6 protein-coding genes are annotated in these 16,316 nt (G+C 69.9%); 2 read left to right on the top strand and 4 right to left on the bottom strand.

The features are described from left to right. Positions 1–152: 152 nt before the first annotated feature. Positions 153–992 carry a helix-turn-helix domain-containing protein gene (locus tag Q9R20_RS05500; RefSeq protein ID WP_311248354.1) on the bottom strand — a complete coding sequence of 280 codons (840 nt, stop codon included), beginning with the start codon at positions 990–992 and terminating at the stop codon, positions 153–155. Positions 993–2,229: 1,237 nt separating this feature from the next. On the opposite strand from Q9R20_RS05500, the gene Q9R20_RS05495 reads away from it, so the two are divergent. Beyond that, on the top strand, positions 2,230–3,669 hold the full coding sequence (locus tag Q9R20_RS05495) for a glycoside hydrolase family 43 protein (protein ID WP_311248353.1): 1,440 nt from the start codon (positions 2,230–2,232) through the stop codon (positions 3,667–3,669). A gap of 82 nt (positions 3,670–3,751) precedes the next feature. Here Q9R20_RS05495 and Q9R20_RS05490 read toward each other — a convergent pair whose 3' ends face one another. The 3 genes from Q9R20_RS05490 to Q9R20_RS05480 are packed head-to-tail and all read right to left on the bottom strand — an operon-like array spanning position 3,752 to position 6,994. Then, positions 3,752–4,918, bottom strand: a complete 1,167-nt coding sequence (locus Q9R20_RS05490) for a Dyp-type peroxidase (RefSeq protein ID WP_311248352.1) — start codon at positions 4,916–4,918, stop codon at positions 3,752–3,754. Between the two features lie 34 nt (positions 4,919–4,952). Continuing rightward, positions 4,953–5,678, bottom strand: coding sequence for a hypothetical protein (locus tag Q9R20_RS05485; RefSeq protein ID WP_311248351.1), 726 nt, complete (start codon positions 5,676–5,678; stop codon positions 4,953–4,955). Then, a complete protein-coding gene (locus Q9R20_RS05480) occupies positions 5,675–6,994 on the bottom strand; it encodes a NosD domain-containing protein (protein ID WP_311248350.1) in 1,320 nt (439 codons plus the stop codon). The genes Q9R20_RS05485 and Q9R20_RS05480 overlap by 4 nt, the downstream gene beginning before the upstream one ends. 209 nt (positions 6,995–7,203) lie before the next feature. Here Q9R20_RS05480 and Q9R20_RS05475 point away from each other — a divergent pair, with 209 nt between their 5' ends. Then, a complete protein-coding gene (locus Q9R20_RS05475) occupies positions 7,204–16,287 on the top strand; it encodes an SdrD B-like domain-containing protein (protein WP_311248349.1) in 9,084 nt (3,027 codons plus the stop codon). Positions 16,288–16,316 lie beyond the last annotated feature (29 nt).

Raw genomic sequence — 16,316 nt, 5'->3', positions numbered from 1 at the left:
GAAGCGAGACCGGGAAGTGCTCACCAGACAGCACCTCGCGGACGCGGTGAACGGCCAACTCGTTCAGGAGCGCAGATGGCGTCGCGTGCGACCGCGCGACCTTGCCCTCCATCGCTCACAGGGCGATGCCGGCGGAGGATTCGTCCGCCCGCTCACCCGCTCTGTTCGATTGCGAGGGCAATGAGGGCAGCGTCGTTCGGAACAGTGACATCGAGTCCGGTGAGTTCCTGCAATCGTTGCAACCGTTTCAGGAGCGTATTGCGATGAATGAAAAGGGCAGCCGCCGTCTCGCCGACGGAGCCGTTGGCCATGAAGACGCGAACAGATTCGAGTATGGCGGCGCGCTTTCCTGGTGGAAGGGCATCCAGGTTGCTGGTGAGGGAGCGTCGCATCATCGACCAGCTCTCGCCGAGCCCGCTCCTCACCAGGGTGGGCCAGTGCGATTGCAGCGTCGCCGCCTTGTTCGGGCTGTCTACCGCGTTGCTCAGATCGCGCGCGGTGTTCCACCCGGCCCCCACCTCTGACAGCCCATCGAGGATAGGCGAGATACCGGCTGGGGCTGTGGCGATGTCTTCCATCGACGGCGCACCCGGCGAGCTCGTATCCAAGAGGACGAACTGGGTCCCGTCGATGGCGAGAAGTTCGTTGTTGCGTGCGTGAGCGCGCGTCCATCGACGGAACGCATCTGAGTACTGAGCGGCTGCAACGACCACCACATACGGCGCATCCACCGCCAGGTTCAAGGCAGAAGCAAGGTGCGCCAGCTGTGTCGTGTCTCGGGTCTCGCCGAGAAGCAGACGTCTGAACAGTGATGCCCGCTCTATTTCGAGCTGGCGATTCATTGCGACGAGCTCGTCGATGTAGGCCGCCTGGATGTGGCTCGTGTGAAGTTCGACCGCCTCCCACACGGTCGCAACGTCCTCCGACAGAGCGAGTAGTTGTTGCTCTCTCGCCTCCTGGCGGAGCACGTTCCACAGGAAGCGGAAATCCATGCGAACCGCACGCAGCAGCGAGTCCAGCGCGAGGCCCTCAACTGCTTGCGCGTCGGGCAGTAATCAGAGTTGGAGCGGCTCCCTATACTGGTGATCCAATCCAGGCGAAGTGGCGTGCAAAGATGAACTCCTTGCTTGTAGTACGAGTTGCCCTCGGCGTGGCAAGTTCGGCTGTGCTCGTTAGCGGTTTCGTCATCGCGGTTATGTCGCTGGGGGGCCTCTTCTTCGCAGCTGTGAGCTCCTGGCTGTACCTGGCTCTCGACATGGCGAGATTTGTCGACGCGGTCGGTTCGCTGCTGTGGGCTCTCGCAGCAGGGATTGTGTTGTTCTGCGCGGGGCTGGCGGGCGTCCTCTTCGCTCTCAAGTGGCGGGGACGTTCGCGCGGATTGGGCTGGCCGGCTGCTGTGGCGGCGGAGGACGGTGTGACGCTCTTATTTGGGGAGACCGCTGAGGCGGAGGGCTGCACATTGAGTGGCCCACCTTGCAGCCAGGATGCGGTGACAGACGAGAGAGCTGAACGCGGCAACTAGCTATCGCGGACTAGCTGCAAACAGGGGGCTGCGCGACCCTTCAAATGAGATCCCGGTAGGCGTAGACGGAGCGTCTCAAGCCCGATTCAAGCGCTGAAGCGTCTGAAATCAGAACCAAGCCATCATTCGTCCCCGGTGCCCGGCCATCCTGAGAAGGACGCTTTTCAAGCTGGGCCCGCAGGGACGTACTCCACCGAGCTTTTCCGGAGGATCGGGAGCGCTTTGCCCTCTGGCGGTCAAATAACGTCGGCCGAGTGACTCTGTTTGCCCGTACCATCCCATTCCACATACTGGAAACCCTGCGCGTCAGCGGCGACGGTATGGGTGCGCCAAGAGTAAGACCGGTGGCGCCTCTGCGGTCCGGAGCATAACTGACGCTCGCTCCCATACCAGTGCCGTAATCGTTATGTGAACCCTCACATTTGACCTCCGCGGTGGGTGATACTGGTCCCGCAAGTCGAGTGACACGCGGAGAACGCGGCATCCGTTTCATCGTCGACGACGACGACGAAACCCCTGCCTCGCTCGCCGGTCATGGCGACTCACGGCTCACCCCCGCCGTGGGTTCCATTGCTTCTCTCACGGTCGCTCCCCTTGTCCCCCTTACACACCCCGACGACGACGTCCGGTGCTCGTTCCGGCGAGTGAAGGACGAGAGGTGCAGCCTCCCCCGCTCACCTCGCCGTCGTCTCCGATCGAGAGTCGACATGAGAAGCACACTCCGACGTGTCCTGGCGAGCGCGCTCGCCTTCGTCATCGCCCTCACGGGCCTCACGGTGGCCGGGGCGCAGTCCGCCTCCGCCGCCGATCCGTACTCCGCCTACCTGCTCGTCCACTTCACGGGCGAGTCGTCGCAGGGCGAGCAGATCTACCTGTCCGCGAGCACCGACGGCAAATACTGGAACGACCTGAACAACGGCCAGCCCGCGCTGCTGTCGACCGTCGGAACGAAGGGTGTCCGCGACCCCTCGATCGTGCGGTCGCCCGACGGCAGCAAGTTCTGGATCGTCGCCACCGACCTTCGCATCGCGAGTGGAAGCGGGTGGGGCAACGCCATCGACAACGGCAGCCGCAACATCGTCGTCTGGGAATCGACCGACCTCGTCAACTGGTCGGCACCGTGGCTGCTGAACGTCGCCGGAGCCATCCCCGACGGCCGCAACGCGTGGGCGCCGGAGGCTATCTGGAACCCCGCCACCAACTCGTACTTCCTCTACTGGGCCACGAACTCCAGCCGTAACGGCGTGGTGACGCACCGCATCTGGGGTGCGAACACGAACGACTTCCGTTCCATCTCGACGCCGCAGCTGTACATCGATCGCGGGAGCCAGAGCATCATCGACACCCAGATCGTCGAGCGCGACAACTCGACCGGGGGCTTCAGGTACTACCGCGCCTCCGGTGACGGACAGATCACGATCGAGGGCAGCAACTCCATCCTCGGCTCGTGGACCTACGTGGGCGATCTGCGCGGCCAGGGTCTGACGGGCTCCGACGTCGAGGGCCCCATCCTCTTCCGCTACAACGGCACGACCCAGACCTTCGGCATGTTCGTCGACCAGTACGCCACGGGTCGCGGCTATCTTCCCCTCGTCACGACCGACATCACCTCGGCCGCCAACTGGAAGATTCGTCCGCAGGGCACCTACAGCATGGGCGCGACGACGAAGCGTCACGGCTCCGTGCTGCAGATCACCTCCGCCGAACTCGAGCGTCTGTCCGCCAAGTGGCCGTCGGCTGCGAAGCGCATCCAGTCGTACAACTTCGAGGATCGGTTCGTCCGCCACACGAACTTCACCGCTCGCATCGACCAGGGCGTCGCGCCGTACGCGGACTCCCAGTGGGTCCTGCGTTCGGGGCTGGCTGACGGATCGAGCGGAACGGTCTCGTTCGAGTCCGTCAACTACCCCGGGTACTTCCTCCGCCACTACGGATTCGAGGTGCGTCTCGAGAAGAACGACGGCAGTGCGGCGTTCGCCGGTGACGCGACCTTCCGTCGGGTCGCGGGGCTGAAGGACTCGACGGCGACGTCGTTCCAGTCCTTCAACTTCCCGGACCGGTACCTGCGTCACTCGGCCTTCGCCCTGCGGATCGACCCGATCTCGACGGACACCGACCGCCAGGACGCGACCTTCCGCGTGGGCTGACCGGAGACGGCGTGACAGCCGTCTTGTAGATCGAAAGGCCCGTGGGCGGGGTGGATGGCACCTCGCACACGGGCCTTTCGCCTCAGAACAGACCTGCCCCCAACCCCGACGCCGCGGAGTGCCCGGGGAGGATCGCGAAGGCCGCGGTGGCGGTGGGGGTGACGAACGCGCTCATCGCGTCGACGTCGTCGAGTCGCAGCTGCGTGCGTGAGAAGGTCTCGACCTCGCGCTGGTAGCTGATGAACACGTGCCCGTGGTCGTCGGCGGAGTCGTGGTACGAGAAGCTGCGGCGCAGCATGAGGGCGCTGCCGGTGAACGACGGGTGCGCGGCGCGCGCATGTGCGTCGCTCGGCACCATGAGATCGCCCGCCTCGGTCTTGGCCCGCAGATCGATGTTGCTGTCGCGCGTTCCTCCCGAGAGGGGGATGCCATCGGCTTGGCGCCGGCCGATGACGGCGTCGCGACGCTCGGCGGTCAGGGCGCGGAAGGCGGAGGTGTCGAGCCGGAAGCGCCGCAGCACGCAGATGGTGCCGCCCGCGAGGGGGCCGTCGGCGATCCAGGTGTTCTCGGCCAGTTCGTCGGCGGAGCGCGGGATGATGATGCCGTCGTGGTAGCCGAAGGGGTTGCGGATCACACCGTCGGTGCTCGGCCCGCGGAACGCGTACTGGTTCCACCGCGGCTGCCAGTCGCTCAGGGCCGATGTCAGAGCAGCGGCCACCGGTTCCAGGATCGACGGGTCGGAGGCGTTGACGTTGATCAGCAGGTCGCCGCCGCGCCGTGCCGCCGGGAGCTCGGCATCCCCCACGAAATCCGGGAGCGACACGAGGGCCGCCGTCTCGGGTGAGCGGCTCGCGGCGAGCACGCGCTCGCCGATCCCGACGGTGACGGTCAGGTCGCCGGGGCCGTCGGGCGTGATCTCCGGCGCCTCTCCCCGGGTGAGGCGCAGGATCGTCTCGCCGAGGGTCGCCAGGGTCGCCCCGGCGCGCTGGGGGTCGATGTCGCCGATCAGCAGGAACGCGTGCCCGGGGGCGATCGCGGGGCGGTCGACACCGGCCTGCGTGGCGCCCTCGGCGACGACCATCGAGCCGTTCGGGGGAGTGGCGGCGGAGAGACCCGCCTCCTCGGGCCGGTCGAGCAGACGGCCGCCGAGGAGGCCCCCCAGTGCGCCGGCCGCGCCGGCCGAGAGGCCGGTGCCGACGAGGAGGGCGCGGCGGGTGACGCCGGGACGGGAGGGGGAGTCGTTGGTCATGCGGGTGCGTCCGGGGTCGTCCGGCCGCCGTTGGTCACGGCGTCGGGAGGGTGAGGGCCGGCGCGGGGGCGTCGGGGAGGTCGATGGTGATCCAATCGCCGCGGAACTGCACGTCGGCGCGACGCAGCAGCCCCTCGTCGTCGACGGCGAGGCGGAGCTTGGCGGAGTCGGGGGTGAGCGGCGGGTCGTCGGGGGAGCGAACCTCGTCGGTCGGGGGAGCGGCGAAGACCGTCACTGCCACCCCGTCCACCTCGTCGCGCCCGAGCCACAGCGTCCCGCTCTGCTGCACGAGCAGCGGGTTGTCGGGGCGGTCCGAGCCCAGGCCGCTGAGCACGGCGAGCACGGCGTCGAGCGCATAGTCGGAGGGCGCGAGGGCCGCGGTCTGCCAGGTGTCGTCGAACGGGGGGATCGGCAGCACCGGGTTGCCGTCGGCGTCGGGGTCTGCGGGGAGGAAGCCCACGCTGTCGGACGTCCACAGCACCGTCTGCGGCTGCTCGGGGTCGGACGCGGCCGCGTACCCGACCTGGGAGGAGTAGTCGACCCACCCCTGCACGTGCTGCGTCTCGTCGCCCTCGCCGACCTCCGTGACGAAGGGGCGCGAGCCGGCGTCGAAGTTGTTGAAGCGCGCGACGGCGAGGATCTGCGCCTCCTCGCCCGTCACCGGACGCCAGGTCGGCTCGGGTTCCGGGGCCGCGGTGCAGCCCGTGAGGAGCAGAGCGAGGGCGAGTCCGGCGACGCCGAGACGGCGGACCCGGCTCACCGGATGCCGGTCCACTCGGCGAGCAGCTGCGCGTCGGGGAGGGGGATGGATGCCACGTCGGGCATGTCCACCGTGTCGGGGAGACGGGGGTAGCTCGACCGCTGCGGCAGGTCGGGCTGCGCCCGCGGCGCGGGCACACGCAGGTAGCTCAGTCCGGGGGGCGCCGTCGGCCCGCTCAGCTCGGTCGTCGCGGCCTGCGGGACGGTGCCGCCCGCGCAGGCCGCCGCCAGCTGTGCCGCGAGGTCGGCGGGCGCGGTCGTGAGGCCGTCGGCGGCGCAGTTGCCCGCGGCGGGGGTGCGGGATGCCGAGAGGTTGGCGACGTCGACGCCGTTGCCGGTGAAGGAGTTGTCGAGCAGACGCGTTCCGCGCGTGGGGAGATCCTCCGTGTTGCTCAGGAGGACACCCGCCCGGGCATGGCCCGAGATGAGGTTCCGTTGGAGGAGATTGTCGACGCCGCCGCTGATGCCGACGCCGGTCGCGAACGCGCCGTCGGCCTGGGCGGGCGTCTGCTCCCCGGCGTTGTCGACGATGACGTTCCCGACGACCGTGTTCGAGCGCTGCGGCGTGAACGCCTCCTGATAGCTGGAGAGCAGGGTCATGCCGATGCGGTTGCCCGAGAAACGGTTGCCGGTAATCACGACGGAATCGCTCGCGTTCGCATTCTCAAAACCCACCGCGCTGCGTTCTCCGACATTCCCGGTGACGAGGATGCCGCAGTTCTGACATTGCCCCACGTAAAAGCCGCTGTCCGCCGATCCGGATGCGTAGGAATCGCGGATCACGCCATTCTGCGAGTTGAAGGCGTAAATGCCGTAGAGGCCGTTGTCGTAGGCGGTGACGTGATCGACGAGGAAGCGCTGCAGCGGGGGGAACTTCTCGGGGTCCCACTTCTCGTAGCCGTCGACGGTGGGGGCCGAGGGACCGTTCTCGTCGTGCAGGCCCGTGAAGAGGACGCCGTAGAACGTCGCCCCGGTCACCGTGAGGTTCTCGACCCGCACGCCGTCGGCGATCGAGACGACCCCGAACGGGCGCACGCCGCCGCCGTCGATGACCGTGTCGTTCCGCGCCGCGCCGCGCAGGGTGACGTCCGGCTTGTCGATGACGATCTGCTCCTCGTACACGCCGGCGCCGACGATCACGAGTCCGCCGGGGGCGACGCGATCGACCGCTTCGCCGATGGTGGAGGCGTCTTCGGGCACGCGCACCAGGTCGGATCCGGTGGATGTCGAGTCGTTTCCGGCGGGTGCGCACGCGCTGAGCGCGAGCAGCGTGGAGACCGCGACGAGCGCGGCGATCAGGCGACGGGGAACGGGCACCGGGACATCGTAACCGCCACCTTCTCGGGCCGGATTGCGTCGCATTGTTTCCTCAACGGGAGCGCAAGATTTACGCAATGCGCCTGAACGTTGCGTGTGAAGGCCATATGTTTGCTCCGCGGTTTCGTTTCCGCGCCTGCGTCCTGCCATCCGGTGAGATCCCGCGGAAACCGCGATTCTTCCGGCGCGCACACCCCGAAGGAATCACATTGTCGTCGAACACTCCTGCCCCTGCGCTCACGCGTCGGGCACGTGCTGAACACACGAAGAACGCCCGTCGCCGGGGGATCGCGATCGCGACCGTCTCGGCGCTGGCCGCGGGTCTGCTGGTCGCCGGTGGCGTCGTCACCGCCGCCAACGCGCAGAGCGGCAAGGTGAACGGTGTCGCGTTCCGCGATTACAACCAGAACGGTCAGTTCGACCCGACCGGCACGGACGGGCTCTCCGACGTCGGCGTGGTCGGCGTGCGCGCGCAGGCCTTCGCCGCCGACGGCACGCTGGTCGGTACGGCGACCACGAGCGCGACGGGCGCCTACAGCATTCCGATCTCGGCATCCCTCCCCGACGGCAGCCCCGTGCGCGTGCAGTTCGATCAGTTCCCGACGGGCTTCTTCGACTCGTTCGCTCTGAGCACCGCCGGCGCCAACGGCTCCTCGGTGCAGTTCACGACGGTCGGCGCCGAGAACGTCAACGTCGGTCTGCACACCCTCAACGATTTCTCCCGCGGCACCGCGACGCCGGTCGTCACCGCGGTGATGGCGAACGGCGCGTCGACGACGTCGCGCGCGAGCACCGCGAGGTCGCTCTCCGCCGTGCTGCCGAGCACGACCAACTCGCTCCACACGCAGCAGCCGACGACGGCGACGACCATCACGACGTTCAACGAGACCGGCGCCCTCTGGGGAACCGCGATCGACGACCTCGGCAGCAACCGCTTCCGCATCTACGCCACGGCCACGGTCAAGCGCCACTCGGGCTTCGGGCCGCGCGGCATCGCCGGCCTGTACTCGGTGGACGTGACCACGAACGCCGCCGGCCAGGTCACCCGTGTCGCGGACAGCCTCCAGTCGTACGATCTGGCGAGCACCGGTGTCTCGTTCGGCTCGGTCACGCGCGACCTCGCGGAGCAGGGCGCCAACGACTTCGGCACGGCCGACTACGCGGCCTACGCCGCCGCGGGCAAGGCGGGCATCGGCGGCATCGCGCTGGTCGACGGACGCCTGTACGTCGTCAACCTGCAGGACCGCAAGATCTACTCGTACGACACGGCGAACCTCACGGCGGCGCCCACGGCGATCGACATCACCGGTCTCGGCGCGAACGAGCGCCCGTGGGCGCTGAGCGCTCGCGACGGCGCGCTGTACGTCGGTGTGACCGACACCACCGACGTGACCAAGGGTGCGCGCGTGCTGCGCGCCGCTCTCGGCACCTCCGCCCCGGCGTTCGCCGAGGTGCTGCAGGTTCCGCTGACCTACGACCGCGGTGTCGCCTGGCACAAGGACGACCCCGTGGCCACGGCCGGTCAGGCCGTCACCAAGTGGCACCCGTGGACCGACGACCCCAACGTGGTGTACACCTCCGGCGACTTCACCTCGACCGCGGCAACCGGCTTCCGCATCGCGACGTTCCGCGCGTGGGCGCAGCCGATCCTGAGCTCGCTCGCCTTCGACGACGGCGGGAACGTCGTCGTCAGCCTGACCGACCGCCTCAGCCTGCAGGGTGGGCAGAACAACCTCTGGCAGGGACGCCCGACCAACGACCGCATCACGGCGATCTCGGCGGGTGACACGCTCTACGCCGGCCGCGGCGACAACGGCCGGTTCGTGCTCGAGTCCAACGGCAGCGTCCAGCTGCGCGACGCCGGCAACAACGCCGTCACCCGCGTGCGCAGCCTCGGCTCCACGGTCGCGGCGGGCCAGACCGCCCGTCAGAACACGCAGGGTCCCGGTGGGCGCGAGTTCTTCGAGGACTCCGTCGGTTGGGACGGCCGCGGCGGTTTCCAGAGCGGCGAAGGCGTCGTCCACGACGAGACGTCGCTCGGCGCGGCGACGACGCTGCCCGGTCAGGACCTGCTCGCGAGCGTCGCGTACGACCCGGCCACCCAGTACAACGTCGGCGGTAACCGCTTCACCCGTCTGAGCACGGGTGAGAGCCTCGACGGCTTCAACCAGTACCCCGCCTTCAGCGCCACCTACTTCGAGAAGGCCGGCGGCATCGGTTCGGTGGCCGCGGTGCTGCCCGACCCGCCGGTGCAGATCGGTAACCGCGTCTGGCTCGACGCCGACCGCGACGGCATCCAGGATGCCAACGAGCCCGCCATCGCGGGCGTGACGGTGCGGCTGCTCAACGCGGCCGGCAACACGGTCCTCGCCACCACGACCACCAACGCCGCGGGCGAGTGGTACTTCAGCTCGACCACGACGTCAGCGCTGACGCCGAACACCGACTACGTGATCGAGGTGGCCCGCCCGAGCGGTGCGCTGACCCTCGCGGGCAACGGCGCGAACGCCTTCCCCGGCATCCAGGGCGCCGAACTGCTCTTCACGAAGCCGAACGTCGCGGGCTCCTCGGACCTCGTCGACTCCGATGTGACGGCGACCAACGGCGGCTCCTCCGCCCGCACGTCGATCCGCACGGGTGCCGCCGGTGTGAACGACCACTCCATCGATGCCGGCTTCATCCGCAAGACCTACGCCCTCGGCGACCGGGTCTGGCTCGATGAGAACCCCTCCGTCCCCGGCATCCAGTCCACCGACAAGAACGGCATCCAGGACCCGGGCGAGCCGGGACTCGCGGGAGTGACGGTCACGCTGCGCAACGCTTCGGGCACGGTCGTGGGCACGCGGACCACGGATGCCAACGGGCTCTACGTCTTCGACGAGCTCCCCGCCGGCAGCTACACCCTCGAGTTCGCGACCCCCACCGGGTACTACCGCACGACCGCGGACGCCGGCAACAACGGCTCCGACACCACGGACTCCGACGCGGCGACCTCCGGCGCGAACCCGGGTCGCACGACGACCATCGTCCTCGGTGACGGCTCGGTCGACGCCTCCTACACCCCGGGCGTGAGCTTCACGGCGACGCAGGGCATCGACCCCCGCTGGGATGCCGGCTTCGTCACCTACACGCCGTCGCTGACGGTGAAGAAGACGGATGCCGCGGGCGCCGACGCCGACACCGCTGACACGGCCGTCGACCTCGCCGCCTCGAACGGCTCCACGCAGATCCGCGCGACGCTGACGAACAACGGCGACGAGCCGCTCGTCGACATCCGTCTGACCGACGCGCAGGGCCAGAACTCGAGCGGGACGGTGACCGCCTTCACCTGCACCCCGACCGGTGGCTCTGCCGTGACCCTGCCCTGGGCCGGTCCGCTGGCTCCCGGTGCGACCGTCGACTGCGTCGCGACCCTGAGCGGCGTGACCCCCGGCTCGGCGCACCTCGACACCCTCACGGTCACCGCGACCGGAGCGGTCTCGGGCAAGAAGGTCTCGGACGACGACCCGTTCAACGCGACCTCGCGCACCTACGCCGTCGGTGACCGTGTCTGGCGCGACGTCAACGGCAACGGCCGTCAGGACGACGCCGCAGCCGAGTCGGGCGTCGCGGGTGCGACCGTGACCCTGCTGGGCGCGAACGGCGCACAGATCGCTCAGACGACGACCGACGCGGACGGCCGCTACCTGTTCGACGGCCTCCCGGCCGGCGACTACCGCGTGCGCTTCACGCTGCCCGCGGGTCTGACCTTCACCACCGCCGACGCGAACGGCGTCGAGACCGACCGCAACAGCGACGCGGTCCGCGACGCGCAGAACCGTCTCGTCGGTCTCACGAAGCAGTTCCGCCTCGACTCCTCGTCGACGCTCACCCCGAGCGGTGACTACACGGGTCTTCCGGCCACCGCCTCCGAGGGCGTGGACGGCACGTGGGACGCGGGCGTGATCGCCGACAGCGTCTCGGTCGGAGACTTCGTCTGGCTCGACGCCAACCGCAACGGCATCCAGGATGCCGGCGAGCTCGGCATCCCGGGCGTGCAGCTGACGATCGTCGGGCCGAACGGCGCGGCCGTCACCGGCACGAACGGTGAGCCCGTCGCTCCCGCGACGACCGACGGCAGCGGCAAGTACCTCTTCGAGCGCCTCCCCCTGCTCGCGGACGGTCAGAGCTACACGGTCCGCCTCGACGCGTCGGGACAGACCGCGCTCGCCGGCTACCGTCCGACGGCCAGCGGCCGCGGTGACGCCGACGTCGACTCCTCGACGGGTTCGGCGAAGACCATCGCACCGCTCACCACGGACGGCGCGAGCGACCTCACCCTCGACTTCGGTTTCGTGGGGCGCACCTACGCCCTGGGCGACGAGGTGTGGCGTGACGCCGACAAGGACGGCATCCGGGATGCCGACGAGTCGCCGCTCGCCGGCGTGACCGTCACGCTGCTCGACGCGGACGGCGAGCCGGTGACGGGCGTCGACCCCCAGGTCACCGGGACCGACGGTCGCTACCTGTTCGACAACCTGCCCGCGGGCACCTACGCGGTGCGCTTCGAGCTGTCGGCGGCCGACGCCGTAACCTCGCAGTTCACCCGCGCGGTCGCCGGATCGGACGCATCGGTCGACTCCGACGCGCGCGTCGGGACGAACCCGGCCATCGCCGAGACCGCGCCGATCACGCTGAACGACAGCAACACCGCGCTCACGACCGCCTACACCCCCGCGGTGTCGGCGACCGAGGGCATCGACCCCACGTGGGACGCCGGTGTGATCGTCAAGAGTGTGTCGGTGGGCGACCGCGTCTGGCGCGACGACGACCGCGACGGCATCCAGGGTGCCGGTGAGCCCGGCATCCAGGGCGTCGTGATCGAGCTGCTTGGTGCGGACGGCCAGCCCGTCCTCGGCGCCGACGGTGCCCCCCTCACCCGCACGACCGACGCGGACGGCGCCTACCTGTTCGACGGTCTCGCCGCCCTCCCCGCCGGCTCGCACTACACGGTGCGCGTCGACGAGAAGGCCTCGGCGACCGTGCTCGCCGGCTTCGTCCCCGCGCCGAGCGGGCAGGGCGGAGACCGCGGTGCGGACTCGAGCACCGGCTCGGCCGAGTCGGGCGACCTGACGACCGACGGCGCGAGCGATCGCACCCTCGACTTCGGATTCATGGTGAAGACCTACGCGATCGGCGACGTGGTCTGGATCGACCGCGACGGCGACGGCCTGTTCGGCGCCGGAGAGCAGACGCTCCCCGGAGTCACCGTCTCGCTGACCGACGCCGGCGGCGCGCCCGTGAAGGACGCTCTCGGCTCCGACGTGCAGCCTCGTACGACGGGCGCGGACGGCCGTTACGTGTTCGACCAGCTGCCCGCGGGTCAGTACATCGTGCAGTTCACGCTGTCGGACGCGCAGAAGCTGCAGTACCGCTTCACCGTGCGCGACGCCGGCGACGCCGACGACCGCGACTCCGACGTCTCGGCGAACGGTCGCACCGGTGTGATCACGCTCTCGGACGCGAACACCGCGCTCACGACCACCTACCAGCCCGCGGTCGCCGCGTCGCAGGGCATCGACCCGACGGTCGACGCCGGTGTGATCGCCAACGCCGTGACGGTGGGCGACTTCGTGTGGGTCGACAAGGACGAGGACGGCATCCAGGATGCCGGCGAGCCCGGCCTGGGCGGCGTGGTCCTCACGATCGAGGGTCCCGACGGCAAGCCCGTCACCGACGTGCGCGGCGCCACCGTCGCTCCCGTGGTGACGAACGCCGAGGGCGCGTACTCCTTCACCGGTCTGCCGACGCTGGCCCAGGGCCAGTCGTACACCGTGCGCATCGACACCGAGGACCCCCGCACCATCGCGGAGCTCGCGGGCTACCGCCCGTCGCCCGTGGTCGGCGGCGGCACCGGGGCGAACGACTCCTCGGACGGCTCGGCCGTCTCGCAGAAGCCGCTCGACACCAACGGCGCGAGCGACGACACGCTCGACTTCGGTTTCATCGCGAAGAGCGTCAGCGTGGGCGACCGCGTGTTCGAGGACGTCGACCGTGACGGTGTCCAGGGCGACCGCGACCGCGGCCTCCCCGGCGTCGTGGTGACCCTGACCGGCCCGAACGGTGCGGCCGTGACCGACGTCTTCGGCGCCCCGGTCGGCCCCGCCACCTCGAACGCCGACGGCGCGTACTCCTTCGAGAACCTCCCGCCGCTGCCCGCCGGGCAGAGCTACACGGTCACGGTCGACACCGAGGCGTCGAAGGCGGCGCTCGCCGGCTACACGCCGACGAAGAACGGTGCGGGCGATGCCGCGACCGATTCCTCGACGGGATCCGCGAAGAGCGGCGACCTCACGACCGACGGCGACCGCGACGACACCCTCGACTTCGGTTTCGTCACGCGCAGCTACGCGCTGGGCGACCGGGTGTGGATCGACCGCAACGAGAACGGCATCCAGGATGCCGGTGAGCGCAGCCTCGCCGACGTCACCGTCTCGCTGCAGAAGGCGACGGGTGGCGATGTCACCGACGTGAACGGCGCGACCGTCGCCTCGGTCACCACCGACGAGGACGGCGAGTACGTCTTCGACGCCCTCCCCGCGGGCGACTACCGCGTCGTGTTCACGCTGCCCACCGGCTACAAGTTCACCGGTGTGCAGCAGGGCTCGGCCGGCGGCTCCGACTCGGACGCCGCGACCGACGGACGCACCCGCGTGATCACGCTGGGCGACGCCTCGCCGCTGGTGAGCCGCGACGGCCTGTCGGCGACCCAGGGCATCGACCCGACGTGGGACGCCGGTGTCGTGCCGCTGAAGGTCTCGGTGGGTGACTACGTGTGGGTCGACACCGACGGTGACGGCATCCAGGACGAGGGCGAGAAGGGTCTGCCCGGTGTCTGGCTGACGATCACCGGTCCCGACGGGGCCGCCGTCACCGACGTGTTCGGTTCGCCCGTGGGTGCGGTGCGCACCGACGGCAACGGCGCCTACCTCTTCGAGAACCTGCCGCCGCTGCCGGCCGGGAAGTCCTACACGGTCGCGATCGACACGACGCGTTCCGCCGAGGTGCTGACGGTCTTCACCCCGAGCCCCGCCGGTGTCGGCGACGACCGCGGAGCCGACTCGTCCACGGGTTCGGCGAAGACGGGAGACCTGAGCACCGACGGTGCATCCGACACGGGCATCGACTTCGGGTTCACCCCCTTCGGTCCGGCCATCACCGTGGTCAAGGCCGACGAGCAGGGCCGCGACGCGAACACCGCCGACACGGCCGCCGATCTCACGACCGCCAACGGCAAGACCACCCTGGTCTTCACCGTCCGCAACACCGGCAACGAGCCGCTGACGAACATCAGCCTCAGCGACGTCGTCACCGGTTCCGCCACGGTCGGCGCGATCGACTGCGCCTTCCCCGGCGGAAGCGGGGGCAGCTCGTGGTCCGGTCCGCTCGCGGCCGGAGCCAGCGTCGAGTGCACCGCCACCCTCACGGGTGTCGAGCCCGGCCAGTCGCACCGCGACGTCGTCACCGTGACGGCCCAGGGCCGCTTCACGGGCACCCCGGTGAAGGCGACCGACGAGTACCGTGCGACCAGTGCGCCGCGCGTCTCGGTGGGCGACTTCGTGTGGGTCGACACCGACGGCGACGGCATCCAGGATGCCGGTGAGCCCGGCCTCCCGGGTGTGTGGGTGACCCTCGAGGGTCCGAACGGCGCGGCGGTGACCGACGTGTTCGGTAAGACCGTTGGTCCCGTGCAGACGGATGCGAACGGTGCGTACAGCTTCGGCTCGCTGCCGGTGCTCGGTGCCGGCGAGGGCTACACGGTGCGCATCGACACCACCCGGTCGGCCGACGTGCTCGCGCCGTACTTCCCGACGACGGCCGGTGCGGGCGACGACCGCGCGAAGGACTCGTCGACGGGCTCGGCGACCTCGAGCGCTCTTCGCAACCAGGGCGATAGCGACACCGGTCTCGACTTCGGATGGCGTCCGCGCACCTACGCCGTCGGTGACGTCGTCTTCGTCGACGCCGACCGCGATGGCATCCAGGGAGCGGGCGACACCCCGCTCGCCGGAGTCGCCGTGTCGCTGCTGAAGGCCGACGGGACCCGCATCGCGGGCACCCGCACCGACGCCGACGGCCGCTACCTGTTCGACGAGCTGCCCGCGGGCGAGTACCGCGTGCGGGTGGAGCTGTCCGAGGCCCAGCAGGCGCTGTACCGCTTCACGGTGCGCGACGCCGGCAACGACGGCTCCGACTCCGACGTCGACCCGACCACCGGGACGACCGACGTGTTCACGCTCGGCCGCGGCACCGTCACCACGCAGTACGAGGCGCAGAAGGTCCGCGCCACCGAGGGCATCGACCCGACGCGCGACGCGGGCGTCATCGCCCGGACGTACGCGATCGGTGAGCTCGTGTGGAACGACCTCAACGGCAATGGCGTGCAGGACGCGGGAGAGCCGGCCCGGCCCGGCGTGACCGTGACCCTGTACGACGCTGACGGCAAGGTCGTGAAGACGACGACCACCGACGCGGCCGGACGCTACCTGTTCGACGACCTCGCGCCGGGCCGCTACCAGGTCGGCGTGGACGTTCCGGCCGGGTACCAGCTCAGCCCCCAGGGCACGACCGATCCCGCGCGCGACTCCAGCGTCTCGGTGACCGACGGCCGCTCGCCCGTGTTCGAGCTGGGCACCGGGAACACCGCGGTCGACGGTACGTACGCCGACCAGCCGTTCGGAGCCTCCGAGGGCGTCGACCCGACGTGGGACATCGGCCTGGTGGCCCTGACCTACGCGATCGGCGACCAGGTCTGGTACGACACCGACAACGACGGTGTGCGCGACGCCGGCGAGCGTCCGGCTCCCGGGATCGGTGTCATCCTCCGGGATGCCGCGGGCCTCGAGCTGCGTCGCACGACGACGGACGCCGACGGACGCTACCTGTTCGACGCGCTGCCCGCGGGCGACTACGCGGTGCAGTTCGTGCTTCCCGCCGACGTCGCGGCCACGCACCGCTTCACGCAGCCCCTGCGCGGCGGAGACGCGGCGATGGACTCGGATGCGACGGCGTCGGGCCTGACCCGCACGTTCACGCTCGGTGCGGGCTCGGCCTCGGTGACCACCGCGTACGACCTGCAGGCCGTGCGCGCCACCGGCGGCATCGACCCGACCATCGACGCGGGCCTGGTGGTCATCCCGCCGCCGCTCGCGGTGACCGGTGGAACGGTGGCCCTCCTGGCCGGTGTGCTGGGTGCGCTGATGGTCGTGCTCGGCGGGCTCATCATCGCCGTCCGCCGCCGTCGGACCGCCTGAGTCGGTCGCGGGGAGCGTCCTGACGCTCC

Source organism: Microbacterium sp. PRF11 (genome assembly GCF_031844085.1).
GTDB lineage: Bacteria > Actinomycetota > Actinomycetes > Actinomycetales > Microbacteriaceae > Microbacterium.
The sequence above is the reverse complement of the archived record's forward strand: the minus strand, read 5'-3'. Positions and strand labels throughout refer to the sequence as shown.